At 30.9% G+C, this 13,845-nt stretch carries 17 protein-coding genes and 1 pseudogene; 11 read left to right on the top strand and 7 right to left on the bottom strand.

Annotated features, from left to right (window positions below; all coding sequences use genetic code 11):
• Positions 1-2: 2 nt before the first annotated feature.
• The 5 genes and pseudogenes from mutL to SJY17_RS14235 form a co-directional block, all read right to left on the bottom strand.
• A pseudogene (mutL, locus tag SJY17_RS14215) lies at positions 3-1,844 on the bottom strand (DNA mismatch repair endonuclease MutL).
• Positions 1,845-1,848: 4 nt separating this feature from the next.
• Positions 1,849-2,130 carry a riboflavin synthase subunit beta gene (locus SJY17_RS14220; protein ID WP_397363232.1) on the bottom strand — a complete coding sequence of 94 codons (282 nt, stop codon included), beginning with the start codon at positions 2,128-2,130 and terminating at the stop codon, positions 1,849-1,851.
• A gap of 9 nt (positions 2,131-2,139) precedes the next feature.
• Complete coding sequence (locus SJY17_RS14225) at positions 2,140-2,358, bottom strand: hypothetical protein (protein WP_397363234.1); 219 nt, start codon at positions 2,356-2,358, stop codon at positions 2,140-2,142.
• 133 nt (positions 2,359-2,491) lie between these two features.
• Complete coding sequence (gene ribH, locus SJY17_RS14230) at positions 2,492-2,971, bottom strand: 6,7-dimethyl-8-ribityllumazine synthase (protein ID WP_397363235.1); 480 nt, start codon at positions 2,969-2,971, stop codon at positions 2,492-2,494.
• Between the two features lie 29 nt (positions 2,972-3,000).
• The gene (locus SJY17_RS14235; protein WP_397364886.1) at positions 3,001-3,771 is read right to left on the bottom strand and encodes a tol-pal system YbgF family protein; all 771 of its coding nucleotides are present in this window, start codon (positions 3,769-3,771) and stop codon (positions 3,001-3,003) included.
• Positions 3,772-3,905: 134 nt separating this feature from the next.
• Here SJY17_RS14235 and recF point away from each other — a divergent pair, with 134 nt between their 5' ends.
• From recF to SJY17_RS14260, 5 genes are all read left to right on the top strand, one after another.
• Positions 3,906-4,985 carry a DNA replication/repair protein RecF gene (recF, locus tag SJY17_RS14240; RefSeq protein WP_397363236.1) on the top strand — a complete coding sequence of 360 codons (1,080 nt, stop codon included), beginning with the start codon at positions 3,906-3,908 and terminating at the stop codon, positions 4,983-4,985.
• Positions 4,986-5,004: 19 nt separating this feature from the next.
• Positions 5,005-5,418: a lipocalin family protein gene (locus SJY17_RS14245; protein ID WP_397363237.1), complete on the top strand. Its 414-nt coding sequence runs from the start codon at positions 5,005-5,007 to the stop codon at positions 5,416-5,418.
• Positions 5,419-5,452: 34 nt separating this feature from the next.
• Positions 5,453-5,749: a DUF721 domain-containing protein gene (locus SJY17_RS14250; RefSeq protein WP_397363238.1), complete on the top strand. Its 297-nt coding sequence runs from the start codon at positions 5,453-5,455 to the stop codon at positions 5,747-5,749.
• A 112-nt stretch (positions 5,750-5,861) separates the two neighbouring features.
• Entirely contained in the window at positions 5,862-6,053 is a 192-nt protein-coding gene (locus tag SJY17_RS14255; RefSeq protein ID WP_111658912.1) for a cold-shock protein, read from the top strand.
• Between the two features lie 134 nt (positions 6,054-6,187).
• Complete coding sequence (locus SJY17_RS14260; RefSeq protein ID WP_397363239.1) at positions 6,188-6,379, top strand: cold-shock protein; 192 nt, start codon at positions 6,188-6,190, stop codon at positions 6,377-6,379.
• Positions 6,380-6,454: 75 nt separating this feature from the next.
• Here the strand turns inward: SJY17_RS14260 and SJY17_RS14265 are convergent, their stop codons facing one another.
• Positions 6,455-6,874, bottom strand: coding sequence for a nucleoside-diphosphate kinase (locus SJY17_RS14265; RefSeq protein WP_397363240.1), 420 nt, complete (start codon positions 6,872-6,874; stop codon positions 6,455-6,457).
• A 144-nt stretch (positions 6,875-7,018) separates the two neighbouring features.
• Here SJY17_RS14265 and SJY17_RS14270 point away from each other — a divergent pair, with 144 nt between their 5' ends.
• The 5 genes from SJY17_RS14270 to SJY17_RS14290 all read left to right on the top strand — a co-directional run bounded on the left by SJY17_RS14270 (position 7,019) and on the right by SJY17_RS14290 (position 10,886).
• A complete protein-coding gene (locus tag SJY17_RS14270) occupies positions 7,019-8,038 on the top strand; it encodes a bifunctional oligoribonuclease/PAP phosphatase NrnA (RefSeq protein ID WP_397363241.1) in 1,020 nt (339 codons plus the stop codon).
• Positions 8,028-8,570 (top strand): gliding motility-associated peptidyl-prolyl isomerase GldI, encoded by a 543-nt coding sequence (gene gldI, locus SJY17_RS14275; protein ID WP_397363242.1) that lies wholly within the window; start codon positions 8,028-8,030, stop codon positions 8,568-8,570. Before SJY17_RS14270 ends, gldI begins: the two co-directional genes overlap by 11 nt.
• 38 nt (positions 8,571-8,608) lie before the next feature.
• Positions 8,609-9,796: a peptidylprolyl isomerase gene (locus SJY17_RS14280; protein WP_397363243.1), complete on the top strand. Its 1,188-nt coding sequence runs from the start codon at positions 8,609-8,611 to the stop codon at positions 9,794-9,796.
• A gap of 203 nt (positions 9,797-9,999) precedes the next feature.
• On the top strand, positions 10,000-10,425 hold the full coding sequence (locus tag SJY17_RS14285) for a hypothetical protein (protein ID WP_397363244.1): 426 nt from the start codon (positions 10,000-10,002) through the stop codon (positions 10,423-10,425).
• Between the two features lie 29 nt (positions 10,426-10,454).
• Positions 10,455-10,886 carry a hypothetical protein gene (locus SJY17_RS14290; protein WP_397363245.1) on the top strand — a complete coding sequence of 144 codons (432 nt, stop codon included), beginning with the start codon at positions 10,455-10,457 and terminating at the stop codon, positions 10,884-10,886.
• Between the two features lie 229 nt (positions 10,887-11,115).
• On the opposite strand, the gene SJY17_RS14295 is transcribed toward SJY17_RS14290, so the two are convergent.
• The gene (locus tag SJY17_RS14295) at positions 11,116-12,576 is read right to left on the bottom strand and encodes an aminoacyl-histidine dipeptidase (protein ID WP_397363246.1); all 1,461 of its coding nucleotides are present in this window, start codon (positions 12,574-12,576) and stop codon (positions 11,116-11,118) included.
• Between the two features lie 195 nt (positions 12,577-12,771).
• On the opposite strand from SJY17_RS14295, the gene SJY17_RS14300 reads away from it, so the two are divergent.
• The gene (locus tag SJY17_RS14300) at positions 12,772-13,839 is read left to right on the top strand and encodes a DUF3810 domain-containing protein (RefSeq protein ID WP_397363248.1); all 1,068 of its coding nucleotides are present in this window, start codon (positions 12,772-12,774) and stop codon (positions 13,837-13,839) included.
• Positions 13,840-13,845: the final 6 nt, after the last annotated feature.

Here is a 13,845-nt window from a genome sequence, read left to right on the forward strand (position 1 = left end):
GTTTACATAAATTTTTTATCCAACTCATCTACAGTCATTGTAATAAAGGTAGTTTTATTAGTTGGCGACACGTTAGGTTCCTTACATGCAAACAAACGGTTTACCAAATGTTCTTGCTCTGGGTTTGTTAAGGTTTGACCAGTTTTTATGGCTAAACTTTTAGCCATAGATTTTGCTAATAAGTCTGTTGCAGAAAAGTTGCTGTCTGGCACTTCGTTTTCTACATCGCTTATTAATTGTTCTAATATAATAGAGACTTCACTTTCTGGTACATTTACTGGTACTCCAGTAATTTTAACGGTTTCATCTTTTATAGACTGAAACACAAAACCAGTAGATTCTAAATCTTCTTTTAATTGATCTATTAAAGCTATTTCTTGTTTAGAAAAATGTAATTCTAACGGAAATAATAACTGCTGACTTACACCTTCTTTTATAGTAATATGCTGTAAAAACTCTTCATACAAAACACGTTGGTGTGCACGATGTTGGTCTATAACTAGCATTCCAGATTTTATAGTACTTATAATAAATTTGTTATTAAGTTGATAGGTACTTTGCTTCTGCTCTACTTCATTTTCATTTTTAAAAAATGTTTCATTTTCTGGCTCACTTTCAAAATGCAATTCACTAAAATCCGTATTTGTTTTGGTACCTTTTGACTCTAATCCTACATATAGACCTTCCCAATTAGCACCTGTTTCTTTTTTATAATTAGACATTTTTGCTTTTGGTTGCTCCTCCTTAAATGGGTTAAAACTACGGTCGACTTCTACAGTTGGCGTTCCTTTTTGTTGGTAACTATATGGTGTATCTAGATTAGCATCACGCTCAAAATCTAACACAGGAGCAATATTAAATTGTCCTAAACTATGCTTTACAGCAGATCTTAGGATAGCATATAATGTATGCTCATCATCAAACTTTATTTCGGTTTTTGTTGGATGAATATTAATATCTATAGTTTGCGGATTTACCGTTAAGTTTAGATAATAGCTTGGTTGAGCTCCATCTTTTAGTAAACCTTCAAAAGCAGAGTTTATTGCATGATTTAAATAGGCACTTTTAATAAAACGATCATTAACAAAGAAAAACTGCTCGTTTCTAGATTTTTTAGCAAATTCTGGTTTACCTACAAATCCAGAAATGGTTAACACTTCTGTTGCTTCTTCAACAGGTACTAATTTTTCATTTGTTTTTGTACCAAAAATATTAACAATACGCTGTCTAAAATTACTAACTGGAAGATTAAAAGTCTCACTTCCATTATTAAACATAGAAAATGCAATATTTGGATGTGCTAATGCTACACGATGAAACTCATCAATTATATGTCTTAATTCTACAGTATTTGATTTTAAAAAATTACGTCTTGCTGGAATATTAAAAAACAAATGTTTTACAGATAATGATGTTCCTTTTGGTGTGACAACAACATCCTAAGATTTTACAACACTACCTTCAATAACGATGGTTGTACCAAGGTCTTCAGAATCTTGTTTTGTTTTTAGCTCTACATGTGCAATTGCAGCAATACTTGCTAAAGCCTCTCCTCTAAACCCTTTTGTGTTAAGTTGAAATAAATCATCTGCTGTTTTAATTTTTGAAGTCGCATGACGCTCAAAACTTAATCTTGCATCTGTATTACTCATTCCTTTTCCGTTATCTATAACTTGGATTAAGGTTTTTCCAGCGTCTTTAACTATTAATTTAATAGTACTTGATTCTGCATCAATTGCATTTTCCAACAATTCTTTTACAACAGAAGCTGGACGTTGTACAACTTCTCCTGCTGCTATTTGATTAGCAACGTGATCTGGTAATAGTTGAATAATGTCTGCCATACTTTTAGTTAGGGAAGAATATAGATAAATCGAAACCGATTATTAAAAAAAATAGAAACACTAATATCATAACTATCAATAGTATACGTCTATTGGCATCTTTATCAGGATTTTTTTTAAGCTCGTCTAAAGCATTATTAAGCTTTCCTTTAAAATTAGGGTTTTCTCCAACAGTAGTTCTATGGTCGTCAAACTTATGTTTAATTTCAAACGGATTACCTTCACCTTTATAAAAACGAGGTGTATAATCAAATTTTTTATTTTTTCGTTTAGATAGAAATCCCATAATGTCTGTCTATTTTGTTTTAGATTCTAAGTAATACATTAAAATTCCAATAAATACTAAAACACCAATAAGGATAAATAAAGTGTTTCCTTTATTACGACTAGAAGATGTGCGTCTAGTGTCATTCCAGCTGGTATTTAAACTTTCTTTAAGTTTAGTAGCAGCAGTTTCTTCTTTAGAAAAACGAGACTGATAATTAAATTTTTTATTTTTCTTTTGACCAAACAAGACTAAGTAGTTTTAATATAATTACTACTCAAAAATACTGAAAATACTATAGAACCACAGATTTAGAATGCTAAAAATTGTTAACAAAATCATTACACAAAACTATATTACTTCTAAAATAATATAGAAAGTACTATGCGTTTTTACGCAATTCTGCCATTTTTAAAGCTGCAACTGCAGCTTCAACACCTTTATTACCATGTTTTCCGCCAGAACGGTCAATAGCTTGTTGCAAATTATTATCTGTAAGAACACAGAAAATAACTGGTGTATCATGCAAAACATTAAGATCTTTTATCCCTTGTGCTACACCTTCGCAAACAAAATCAAAATGCTTGGTTTGTCCTTGTATAACACTACCAATTGCAATAACAGCATCCACTTTTTGGTCTTGCATTTTTTTAGAACCGTAAATCAACTCGTAACTTCCTGGAACATCCCAAACTATAATATTGTCTGATTGCACACCATTTTCTAAAAGCGTGGTTTTAGCACCTTCTAACAAACCTTGTGTGATGTTTTCATTCCATTCTGAAACAACAATCCCAAACCGAAATTGCTTTCCGTTTGGGATTGTTGCTTTATCGTATGCTGATAAATTTGTTGTTGCCATGCTTACTTTCCGCGAAAGCGGTAAACTAATTAGTTAGACAATGCTTGCGCTTTTCCAATAAACACTTCTGCTTGTGTAGCTTCTGGCGAACTTGGATAATTGTCTTTAATTTTATTAAAAAAGCCTAACGCTTTAGATGCCTCTCCTAAACTTAAAGCTGTTGTACCAGCTTTAAATAAATAAGTAGGAGTAGTAAATTCATTTTGACGTAAGTTAGCAGCTTGTGTATAATAGTCTAAAGCATTTTTAGGATCTATTAATTGCATAAAAGCATCTCCAATTGCTCCTTTAGCCATAGGTGCTAAAGCCTCGTCATCACTTTTAAATTTATCTAAATAAGCAATTGCTTGCTCATAATTTTTAGTGTTTAAATAAGCCATACCAGCATAATAGTTAGCTAGGTTTCCAGCTTTAGACCCACTGTATTGCTTAGCTATATCAATCATTCCTAGCTTACCATTAACACCTGTTAAAGCAAGGTTATATAAAGAATCTTGACCTACTGTAGATGTCACAGCTTCGTTAAAGGTTTTTTGCGCTTGATACATTTCGTTCATTGCTTCACCTTGTTTAGGCTTAGCAAAAAATTCTTGATATCCTAAATATCCTAAAACTAATGCAGCTACAACACCAATAACTATAAAAATATTCTTTTGGTTTTTTTCAACAAACTCTTCTGCTTTATTTGCAGATTCATCTAGTGTATTAAAAACTTCAGCAGTTGTTGAGTTCTCTTCAACTTCAATTTCTTTCTCTACTTTTGTTTTTGGTTTGTATCCTCTTTTCTTGTAAGTTGCCATATTCGTTTTATTAATGCGCACAAAAATATAATTTTTCTTCATAAATAAAAGGTTATTTATTTGATATTTTTCAATAATTTGCACTTCCTTACAAGGCAACTGTATTTAAAGCCCTTACATTTAGTACTAATTACATGATTTTAAAGTCCTTATCGCTTTTAAACTATAAAAATTTTGACTCAAAAACCTTTGCGTTTAATGATACTATTAACTGCCTTGTTGGTAATAATGGTGTAGGAAAAACCAATGTGCTAGATGCTATTTACCATTTATCCTTTGGAAAAAGCTATTTTAACCCTGTAGCTTCTCAAAATATAAAATACAACGAAGAGTTTTTTGTTATTAATGGAGAATACAATAAAGACAAAAAGACAGAAAACGTTGTGGTAAGCTTAAAAAGAGGCCAAAAAAAAATAATTAAACGTAATAGTAAGGCGTATGAAAAATTTAGTGATCATATTGGTTTTTTACCTTTAGTTATTATCTCTCCTGCAGATCGTGACTTAATTATTGAAGGTAGTGATACCAGACGTAAGTTTATAGATAGTGTTATTAGTCAAAGTAACAAAAGCTATTTAACCAATTTAATTAAATACAACAAAACGCTTACGCAACGCAACTCTTTACTTAAATATTTTGCAGCCAATCATACTTACAATAATGATACGGTTGATGTATACAACCAACAGCTACAGCAATACGGAACACTAATCTTTGAAAAGCGTAAACAATTTTTAGAAACCTTTATACCTTTATTTAAAACACGTCATAAGGCTATTAGTAACAATAATGAAGAAGTCTCAATTAATTACAAAAGTCATTTATTTGAAGCCGATTTAGAAACATTACTTAAAAAAACTATTAATAAGGACAAAGCATTACAATACACAAGTGTTGGAATACATAAAGATGATTTAGAATTTAATATTGGAGATTATCCTATCAAAAAATTTGGAAGTCAAGGTCAACAAAAATCTTTTTTAATAGCTTTAAAGCTAGCACAATTTGATAGTATTAAAGCAATAAGTGGAGAAAACCCTATCTTGTTATTAGATGATATTTTTGATAAGTTAGATGAAACACGTGTTGCACAAATTATTAAGTTAGTAAATGACGAAAATTTTGGTCAAATATTTATTAGCGACACACATGCAGAACGCACAGAACAAGCTGTAAAACAAGTCCACCAATCTTATGAGATTTTTAAATTATAAGAAGTAGAATTTAATAAAAATGAAAAAAGTAGTTTATATAGCACTATTAAGTTTAGTCCTAGGATGCTCTAAAAATCCAGAAGATTTTAAGCAACACCTAACTGGTTATTGGGAAATTAAAGAAGTAACATTAAAAGATGGTTCTAAAAAAGAATACACTTATAACGATACTATAGATTATATAGAAATCAACGACACTGTTGGTTTTAGAAAAAAAATGAAACCAAATATTAATGGTACATTTCAGACTTCTAAAAGTTTAGAAAACTTTGTTTTAAAAGTTGAAAATGATAGCCTTAACCTATATTACAAAACACCTTTTTCTAATTGGAAAGAAACTATTTTACATGCAACTAAAGATAAACTTCAAGTTATAAACCAGAATAAAGACCTATATTTATATCAACGCTACGTACCAATTGTAGTAAACTAGTTTTAAAATATTTCCACATTCTTTAAAAGTAAACATGGCAAAACGCAATAACACTTTATTAAACATATCTGATGCTTTAAAAGATTTTGTAACAGAAAACAATCTGGAAAAAGGATTAGACAAAGTCAACGTTAAAGATGCTTGGGCAAAACTAATGGGTAATGGAATTACCAATTATACAACTGCTATCGAGTTAAAACATGATGTGCTTTATGTACAACTAAGTTCTAGTGCTTTAAGGGAAGAATTAAGTTATGGCAACCAAAAAATAATTACTTTACTAAATGAAGAACTAGGTAAAGAAATTATTAAAAAACTGGTTTTGAGGTAATTGTAATTCCTAAAAAAAAGCAAGTTTTTTTTTGAAAAATTTAAAAAAAAACGTTCGGTTAATATTTTATATTATATCTTTGACACTATTATTAACAAATTTTTTTATTACAATGGCTCAAGGCACAGTAAAATTTTTCAATGATTCAAAAGGATTCGGTTTTATAACTGAAGAAGGATCAGACAAAGACCATTTCGTACACATCTCTGGACTTATCGATGAAGTTCGTGAAGGAGATACCGTAGAATTCGACTTACAAGAAGGAAGAAAAGGTATGAACGCAGTAAATGTAAAAGTAGTATAATTATATATTTTCTATTTAAATCATTACAAAGAGAACCTTTCCAAATGGAAAGGTTTTTTTTTGTTTTATACTTAAATTAATTAGTGGCATCATCTTTGTAATCTATTAAATAATTAATATTAAATTTTATTACAATGAGTAAAGGCACAGTAAAATTCTTCAATGACTCTAAAGGTTTTGGATTCATAACAGAAGAAGGTGTAGACAAAGACCATTTTGTACACATTTCAGGATTAATCGATGAAATCCGTGAAGGTGACCAAGTCGAGTTTGACTTACAAGAAGGCAAAAAAGGATTAAACGCAGTAAACGTTAAAGTAATTTAACAACTACATATATCTTTAAAAGCAAAAAGCCTCTCCAAATTTGGAGAGGCTTTTTTATTCTATATAGTTTTAACCTTAAAACATATCACGTCCAGAAAAATGGAAAGCACCTTCAATAGCTGCATTTTCATCACTATCAGATCCATGTACTGCATTTTCTCCAATAGAAGCTGCGTATAATTTACGGATAGTTCCTTCTGCTGCATCAGCTGGATTAGTAGCACCAATTAAGGTTCTAAAATCTTCAACTGCGTTATCTTTTTCTAAAATAGCAGCAACAATAGGTCCACGTGTCATATACTCTACCAACTCACCATAAAAAGGTCTTTCAGCATGTACAGCGTAAAATGCTTTTGCATCTTGTGTTGTCATGTGTGTTAATTTCATTGCAACGATTCTAAAACCTGAAGCGTTAATTTTTTCTAAGATTGCGCCAATATGCCCTTTTTCAACAGAGTCAGGCTTAAGCATTGTAAATGTTCTGTTAGTTGCCATTTTTTTATTTTATGTTATCTAATTCGTTTTAAAAATCAACACCTTTTAGTATTATAAAAGCACCTGTTAATTTTGTGCAAAAGTAAGGCATTTATTAAGAAAAACAATATTATCCATTATTAAAAATTTGTATCTTCGTGGGCTATGACAAAACAAGACATTACAGCCATAAAACAGTTATTAGCAACACCAAAAAACATTGTAATTGTAAGCCATAAAAATCCAGATGGAGATGCAATTGGTTCTAGTTTGGCATTATTTCATTTTCTAAAAAAAACAAATCATAATGCAACCGTTGTTGTACCTAATGACTATCCAGATTTTTTAAAATGGGTTCCAGGTCAAGATTTAATCTTAAAATATGATAGCCAAAAAGAAGAAAGCGAGCAAAAACTAAACGAAGCAGATATCGTTTTTACATTAGACTTTAATGCTTTTCATCGTGCTGGAGATATGGTTACTGTTTTGACTAATAACAAAGCTTTAAAAATAATGATAGACCATCATCAACAACCAGATGATTATGCAAAATATACCTATAGTGATGTTAGCATGAGCTCTACTTGTGAAATGGTTTATAATTTTATTGAAAACTTAGATGGTCTAAATACAATTGATAGCAATATTGCAACTGCCATTTACGTTGGTATTATGACAGATACAGGCTCTTTTAGATTTAGATCTACCACAAGCGCAACCCATAGGGTAATAGCTAATTTAATAGATAAAGGTGCTGATAATACAATGATACATAATCAAGTATATGACACCAATAGTTATAATCGTTTACAATTATTAGGATGTGCATTAAGCAACTTAAAAATTGTTCCAGAATCTAGAGCAGCTTTTATTACATTGTCGCAAAAAGAATTACAAAGTTTTGATTATAAAAAAGGAGATACAGAAGGTTTTGTTAACTATGCATTATCGTTAAACAATGTTGTTTTAGCTGCAATTTTTATTGAAGATAAACAACAAGGTATTATAAAGATATCATTACGATCTAAAGGCGATTTTTCGGTAAACGAAATGTCCAGAGCACATTTCCAAGGTGGTGGACATACCAATGCTGCTGGAGGAAAAAGCGACACTAATTTAGCAAAAACTGTTGAAAAATTTATTAGTATATTACCACAATACAACACAGCATTACATGAAGCATAGTTTATACTTATTATTACTAATTATAACTGTTTTTGGTTGCAAAACACCAGAAGCTAGAACTCCAGTTTCTGTAAAATCAGGATCTACTATTGATGCGTCTATAGAACGGAACAAAGCCTTAAACAAAAAAGAAACTGAAGCAATTAAAGCCATCATTAACGCTCAACCAGAAAACAAATATCAAACATCTGGTAATGGGTTTTGGTATTATTATAATACAAAAGCTGAAATAGAAACTAAAGTAACTCCTAAATTTGGTGACATAGTTAAGTATACATACAATGTAAAAAGTCTTAAAGGACAATCTATTTACACTAAAGAAGAATTAAAAATACAAAACTATGCAATGGACCAACAAGAATTATTTTCTGGTCTTCGTGAAGGTTTAAAACTAATGCAAGCTGGAGAAACAGTTACGTTTATATTTCCATCTCATAAAGCCTATGGTTATTATGGAGATGAAGACAGAATTGGAACTAGTGTTCCAATAATTTGTGAAGTATCAGTACACTCAATTACTAAAAAAGAATAGATATAAACCCAATAAAAATGACTAATTTAATTAAAACAATGAAACTAATAATTATCGCACTTATGGTAAGCTTGTCTGCTGCATCTTGCCAAGAAAAGTATCCAGATGTTGAAGACGGAATCTACGCAGAATTTGTTACTAATAAAGGAACAATGGTAGCTAAACTGTTTTATGACAAAGTACCTGTAACTGTTGCTAATTTTGTTGGATTAGCTGAAGGAACACACCCAAAATTAGCAGACTCATTAAAAGGAAAACCTTTTTATAATGGCATAATTTTTCATAGAGTAATGAATAAATTTATGATACAAGGTGGTGACCCAACTGGAACAGGAATGGGAAGTGCTGGATTTAAGTTTTATAGCGAGTTTGACTCAACTTTAAGCCATGACAAACCAGGAATTTTATCTATGGCTAATTCTGGAAGATTTGACACTAATGGAAGTCAGTTTTTTATCACAGAAGTACCAAAGAAAAATTTAGATGCTTTTAATGCAGATGGAAGTTTAAAAGATTGTAACAGACCAAGAACTAGCTGTCATGCAGTTTTTGGAGAGTTAGTTTTAGGATTAGACGTGCAAGATACAATATCTAATGTACCAGTTAAAGGGACTAAGCCAGTCGACAATGTTATTATAGAAAAACTAAATATTATCCGTAAAGGTAAAGACGCAAAAGCATTTGATGCTGCAAAAGTATTTACAGAGCAAGAGCCTTTATTACCTCAAAAAATTGAAGATATAAAGCAAAAAGCTATGGAAGCTTTAAAGATGAAGTCTAAAGAAGCTGCAAGCAAATTTTTAAAAGATAATGCAGACAGAAAAGGAGAGGTTAAAGAGTTTTCTACAGGAATGGTAATGATACTTGATAAAAAAGCTAATGCAATAACACCAAAAGCATCAGATAGAGTATTAATAGACTGTACTGGTTATTTAGAAAATGGTAAGTTTTTCTGGACTACTTTAGCAGAAGACGCAAAAAAAGCAGGTCAGTATAATGAAGACGCAGACAAACAAGGCGCTTACAAACCTTTTGGTATGCCATATAACGAGTCTGCAACCTTAGTACCTGGTTTTAGAGAAGCTATGCTTAACATGAATATTGGTGATAAAGCCAGAATATTTGTACCTAGCTTTTTAGGTTATGGAGCGTCTGGAAATGGTCCAATACCACCAAATGCAAATATCATTTTTGATTTGGAAGTTGTTGGCTTTGAGAAAAAATAATTTTTTCTTATGCACAGAATGTTGTTGAAGTGTATCAGGAATCTAAATATAAAAAGAGACTGCTTTATAAGCAGTCTCTTTTTTGTTTTTAATAACTTGGCTTTAAGAGAATTGACTTGACTTTGTCAGAAAAAACAACTAACTTCGTTTAACATTCGATAAAGAGAATTGAAAACTCTCCTTATCTATACGTTGTAAAACATTTGAGAAAAACCTGGAAACAATATAAAATATGGATATTTCTGATTTTAATTTCAATCGGAATTATAAATACTTTTTGGTTTTTTAATAAAAACACAATGTCACAAGATGACTTTTTTAATAAAGCCGTTTCTGACTCTTATAACCAATCTTACGATGGAATTGTGAAACAGAAATTTTATATAAAAGAAGGTGGACGCAATGTATTTATTCTGGAAAAAAACGGAATTACTATGCAGTTAGATTATGTTTATGAAAAACCAAATCTCTATGAATTTATGCAAATTGGTGATACTCTTATAAAGAGAAACGGAACTAACTCAATAATTATTAAGCGTTCTGAATTAGACACAACCATATATCTTAAGTTTGAGAATCTGAAAGGTGCTGAATTATACTCTGAAAACAATAAATATTTGAATAAATAAAAACGTTGTAAAACATTTAACAAAACCCAATGAGTAAAATTTATGATTACGTTTTTTATAGTATTTATAGAAATACGAGTATAACAAATAAATCTATTCCTGACTGGTCAACAATTATTGCCATCTCTATACTTTTGGCGATTAATATTTTCTCTATTCTGATTTATATTGAATATGATATTGAATCGATTGGAGAAAAAGGATTTGGTGTAATTCCATTAATATTAGTTGGAATAAACTTCTTATACTTTTTAAAAAACAAAAGATATCAGAATATTCTAAACGGATTTAAAAACCAGCAGAATAAATTATTTTGGGACTCAATAGTTTTGACTTATGCTTGTGCTTCTGTTTTTATACTATTTCAGATTTTGGAAATTGGATTAAAAACGACATTGCTTATGACTGGATTTATTGCTTTGACTGGAATAATTCCTTATCTGTTTAGGAAGAAAAAATAAAAAACGTTTTACAACATAGTATATAAAAAATTGCTATTTTGTGCTTAACCAATGTTAGTTGCTTTGTTTGCTAGCTTCTGATTTTCCTTCGGAAAATCCTCGCACACAAACACGCAACTTTCCATATACGTAACCGTTAAACGAACTTCAAAAAATAACAATAAAAAAAGCACAATCTAAAATTGTGCTTTTTTATACTATTCAGATCTCTGTATTAGCAGGGTTTTTTTTATTTTTTAGGAATCTCTTTTAAAATTTCTAACACAAATTTCCAATACTTTTTTGCAGAACTAATCTGTGCACGTTCATCAGGACTGTGTGCTCCTTTTATGTTTGGTCCAAAACTAATCATTTCCATATCTGGATAATTTTGTCCTAAAATACCACACTCTAATCCTGCATGGCAAGCTGCAATGTGCGCCTTTTCTCCATTAAGTTTTTGATATAAATTGTCTAATACTTTTAAAATAGAGCTATCCATATTTGGTGTCCAACCTGGATAATCTCCTGTACATTCTACCTCGCAACCAGTTAACTCAAACGTTGCACGTAAGGTATTAGCTAAATCTGTTTTACTACTTTCTACAGAGCTACGTGTTAAACAACCTATTTTAATATTACCTTCTTTTATTATAACGCGTGCAATATTATTTGAGGTCTCTACCAATTCTGGTATATCTGCACTCATCCTATACACACCATTTAAAGCTGCATAAATAGCACGTGTTACACCTTCCTGTACACCTAAGTCCATTATTTTTTCTGGTGTGTCTGATTTAGAAATTACAATATCTAAATCTGGCTCCATGGTTTTAAGTTCGGTTTTAATAGTGTTTGCAAACTCTTCCATATCGCTTAAAAAAGCAGCTTCGTGTACTGTGTCAATTACAACTACTGCTTTACTCTCTCTTGGTATAGCGTTACGTAAACTTCCTCCATCAATTTCAGAGATACGTAATCCAAAGTTTTCAAAACCATCAAATAATAAACGGTTCATTATTTTGTTTGCATTACCTAAACCTTCGTGGATTTGCATTCCAGAATGTCCACCTTGTAATCCTTTAACGTTTATAGTATACCCAGTTTTAAACTCTGGTGTTTCTTCTTCTTGGTATGTTCTGGTTGCTGTTACGTCTATTCCTCCAGCACAACCTACACCAATTTCATCATCTTCTTCTGTGTCTAAGTTTAATAAGATTCCGCCTTCTAGCAATCCTCCTTTTAAGCCCATTGCTCCTGTCATACCTGTTTCTTCATCAATGGTAAACAAAGCTTCAATTGCTGGATGTGGTATGTCATTACTTTCTAGAATAGCCATAATAGTTGCAACTCCTAAACCATTATCTGCTCCAAGCGTTGTGCCTTTTGCTTTTACCCAATCGCCTTCAACTACCATTTGGATCCCTTGTGTGTCAAAATCAAACTCTGTATCTGCATTTTTTTGGTGTACCATATCTAAATGCGATTGCATTACAATAGTTACTCGGTCTTCCATTCCAGCTGTTGCAGGTTTTTTTATTATAACATTTCCTACTTCATCTTCTATAGTTTCTAAACCTAGTTTAGTACCAAAATCTTTCATGAATTTGATCACGCGTTCTTCCTTTTTTGAAGGTCGTGGTACTGCATTTAAATCTGCAAACTTATTCCATAATGCTTTTGGCTCTAAAGCTCTAACGTCTTGACTCATTTGTATTGTTTTTTTGTTTTACAAAAGTACAAATTGCATATGCATTTAGAAACCTTTTTAAGTTAGAAATAACATTAGTCGCTACTCCTGATGGAAGTGGCATCCTTTTTTGCAAAAAAAGATATAACGGACAGCAGGTGGAAACCTTTTAAAAAAACCACAATGATTGGTTCTTATTTTATTTATTTTTGATCTATGCTAAAAAACAAGAAACTTATTATTGCTTTGTCAATATTACCAATGTATGGATTGGTTAAGCTTTTGGCTAATTACCCTGATTTTATTGAGCGTTTTTATAGCAATGGTTTGTATCCATTTATTTCTAAATTGTTTAGATACACTTTGGGTTGGCTACCTTTTAGCTTTGGTGATTTAGTGTACGGTTTTAGTCTTGTTTTTATTATTAGATGGTTAATTTTAAACCTAAAACGTATCTATAAAGACACCAAAAACTGGTTAATTGATGTGTTTGCAACGATTAGTGTCATTTACTTTGTGTTTCATTTATTTTGGGGTTTAAATTACTACAGAAATCCATTACATAAAAATCTAAATTTAGAGGATAATTATACTACTGAGCAATTAATTAGCGTCACAAAAAAGTTAATTGACAAATCAAACAGCATCCATTTAAGCATTACTAAAAACGATAGTGTAAAGGTTGTTTTTCCTTACACAAAATCTGAAATATTAGCACAAACGACTACTAGTTATAAGGCTTTAAAAAAAACATTTCCTAATTTAGAATACCAACCAAAAAGCATGAAAAAATCCTTGTTTAGCATTCCGCTAACATATATGGGTTTTAGTGGTTATTTAAATCCTTTGACTAATGAAGCTCAGGTGGATTATTTGATTCCTGTGTATAAATTTCCAACAACTTCTGCGCATGAAGCTGCACATCAATTGGGCTACGCTAAAGAAAACGAAGCTAATTTTATTGGATTTATGGCTACCATAAGCAATGATGATGTGTATTTTAAATATTCTGGGTACACGTTTGGATTAAGTCATTGTTTAGGCGAAATTTACAGACGTAATCCTGATATATACAAAACTTTATTGCCTACTATTAATAAAGGGGTTTTAAAAAACTATCAAGAGGTACGCGATTTTTGGAATGCTTACCAAAACCCTTTTGAGTTTATATTTAAATCTACTTACACCACCTATTTAAAGGCTAATAATCAAGCAAAAGGGATGGATAGCTATAGCTATGTTGTTGCCTTATTGGTTAATTATCTAAAAAACAAAACGCTTTAAAAGTGT

Source organism: Olleya sp. R77988, assembly GCF_044594215.1.
GTDB lineage: Bacteria > Bacteroidota > Bacteroidia > Flavobacteriales > Flavobacteriaceae > Olleya.

Excerpts from the sequence above, each read along its gene's own strand:
- SJY17_RS14260 (WP_397363239.1), top strand. The coding sequence starts at position 6,188 with ATGAGTAAAGGCACAGTAAAATTCTTCAATGACTCTAAAGGTTTTGGA.
- gldI (WP_397363242.1), top strand. The coding sequence starts at position 8,028 with ATGAAGCATAGTTTATACTTATTATTACTAATTATAACTGTTTTTGGT.
- SJY17_RS14270 (WP_397363241.1), top strand. The coding sequence starts at position 7,019 with ATGACAAAACAAGACATTACAGCCATAAAACAGTTATTAGCAACACCA.
- SJY17_RS14295 (WP_397363246.1), bottom strand. The coding sequence starts at position 12,576 with ATGAGTCAAGACGTTAGAGCTTTAGAGCCAAAAGCATTATGGAATAAG.
- SJY17_RS14245 (WP_397363237.1), top strand. The coding sequence starts at position 5,005 with ATGAAAAAAGTAGTTTATATAGCACTATTAAGTTTAGTCCTAGGATGC.
- SJY17_RS14250 (WP_397363238.1), top strand. The coding sequence starts at position 5,453 with ATGGCAAAACGCAATAACACTTTATTAAACATATCTGATGCTTTAAAA.
- SJY17_RS14280 (WP_397363243.1), top strand. The coding sequence starts at position 8,609 with ATGAAACTAATAATTATCGCACTTATGGTAAGCTTGTCTGCTGCATCT.
- SJY17_RS14220 (WP_397363232.1), bottom strand. The coding sequence starts at position 2,130 with ATGGGATTTCTATCTAAACGAAAAAATAAAAAATTTGATTATACACCT.
- ribH (WP_397363235.1), bottom strand. The coding sequence starts at position 2,971 with ATGGCAACAACAAATTTATCAGCATACGATAAAGCAACAATCCCAAAC.
- SJY17_RS14235 (WP_397364886.1), bottom strand. The coding sequence starts at position 3,771 with ATGGCAACTTACAAGAAAAGAGGATACAAACCAAAAACAAAAGTAGAG.
- SJY17_RS14290 (WP_397363245.1), top strand. The coding sequence starts at position 10,455 with ATGAGTAAAATTTATGATTACGTTTTTTATAGTATTTATAGAAATACG.
- SJY17_RS14265 (WP_397363240.1), bottom strand. The coding sequence starts at position 6,874 with ATGGCAACTAACAGAACATTTACAATGCTTAAGCCTGACTCTGTTGAA.
- SJY17_RS14255 (WP_111658912.1), top strand. The coding sequence starts at position 5,862 with ATGGCTCAAGGCACAGTAAAATTTTTCAATGATTCAAAAGGATTCGGT.
- recF (WP_397363236.1), top strand. The coding sequence starts at position 3,906 with ATGATTTTAAAGTCCTTATCGCTTTTAAACTATAAAAATTTTGACTCA.
- SJY17_RS14300 (WP_397363248.1), top strand. The coding sequence starts at position 12,772 with ATGCTAAAAAACAAGAAACTTATTATTGCTTTGTCAATATTACCAATG.